Origin of the sequence: Agromyces binzhouensis, assembly GCF_004135055.1 — a bacterium.
GTDB lineage: Bacteria > Actinomycetota > Actinomycetes > Actinomycetales > Microbacteriaceae > Agromyces > Agromyces binzhouensis.
This window is the reverse complement of sequence record NZ_SDPL01000661.1, coordinates 1-1,079: the sequence shown is the minus strand read 5'-3', so window position 1 is coordinate 1,079 and position 1,079 is coordinate 1. Positions and strand designations below refer to the sequence as shown.

General features: G+C 75.9%; 2 protein-coding genes. Both read right to left on the bottom strand.

Going from position 1 to position 1,079, the window contains the following annotated elements:
• Positions 1 to 53: 53 nt before the first annotated feature.
• Positions 54 to 689, bottom strand: a complete 636-nt coding sequence (locus ESO86_RS17460) for a TIGR04282 family arsenosugar biosynthesis glycosyltransferase (protein ID WP_129236012.1) — start codon at positions 687 to 689, stop codon at positions 54 to 56.
• Positions 686 to 1,079 (bottom strand): glycosyltransferase family protein (locus ESO86_RS17455; protein WP_479722794.1); only part of this gene is annotated, 394 nt, incomplete at its 5' end. The genes ESO86_RS17455 and ESO86_RS17460, both read right to left, overlap by 4 nt.

Sequence of the window (1,079 nt, the reverse complement as noted above, 5' to 3'; positions counted from 1 at the left end):
TCCCGGTGCGGACGGCGCAGTCGTCGTCGGCGCCGGTCGGAACGGTGGGGCGCTCATCGCCGGCCCCCCGTGAGCGCGCGATGCAGCCGGGCGAACCGGGTGCCCGGTGCGGCGAGGGCGACGGATGCCGCCGAGTCGGCCGTGTCGACGTCGGTGAGCTCGTCGAGCAGGCCGACGACGAGCCCGGCCGACTCGAGCCGTTCGAGTTGACGGCGTCCGGTGTCGTCGCGCGACATCGGCACGCCGCGGATCACCCCGCCGTCGGGCTCGCGCATCGCGAGCGCCCAGAATCCGCCGTCGGCGGCCGGGCCGAGCCAGGCGTCGGCCGGTGCGTCGCGTCCGTCGCCGATCCCGAGTGCGGCCGCGACGTGCTCGGCCGTGAGCTGCGGCGTGTCCATGCCGACGAGGAGCGTCGGTTCGCCGAGCGTGTCGAACAGGTGCGCGAGCCGCTCGTCGAGTTCGCCCGGCGATTGGGCGAGGAGGTCGAAGCCGGCCGCCGCGTCGGGCACCGCGTCGCCGTCGAAGTAGAGCACGCGTCGGTCGACGGGCAGCGCGGCGACGACGTCGAGCGTGTCGTCGAGGGCGGCCGCGGCGAGCACGGCGGCCTCCTCCGGCGTGAACGGCGGGCTGAGCCGGGTCTTCACGCGGCCCGGCCGGCACTCCTTGGCGATGACGGCGACGACGGTCACGGGTGCACCTCGCGGAAGATGCGGGACATGTCGCCGATCGCCGTGAGCGTGCCGCGCACGGTGCCGGTCACCTTGGACCGCCCCTCGCGGGGCCGGTAGGGAACGTCGACCTCGCGGATGCGCCATCCGTCGGCCGAGGCCCGCAGCACCATCTCGAGCGGGAACCCGCTGCGGCGGTCGCGGATGCCGAGCGCCTGCAGTCGCGCGGTGCGGGCGACGCGCATCGGGCCGAGGTCGTGGAGCGTCGTTCCGGTGCGGCGCGTCATCCGCGCGGCGAGCACGCGGTTCGCGAGCCGCGCGTGGATCGGCCACGCCGACCCGCTCGTCGGTCGCCGCCGACCGAGCACGAGGTCGGCCTCGCCCTCCTCGACGAGGCGGACGAGCTGCGGC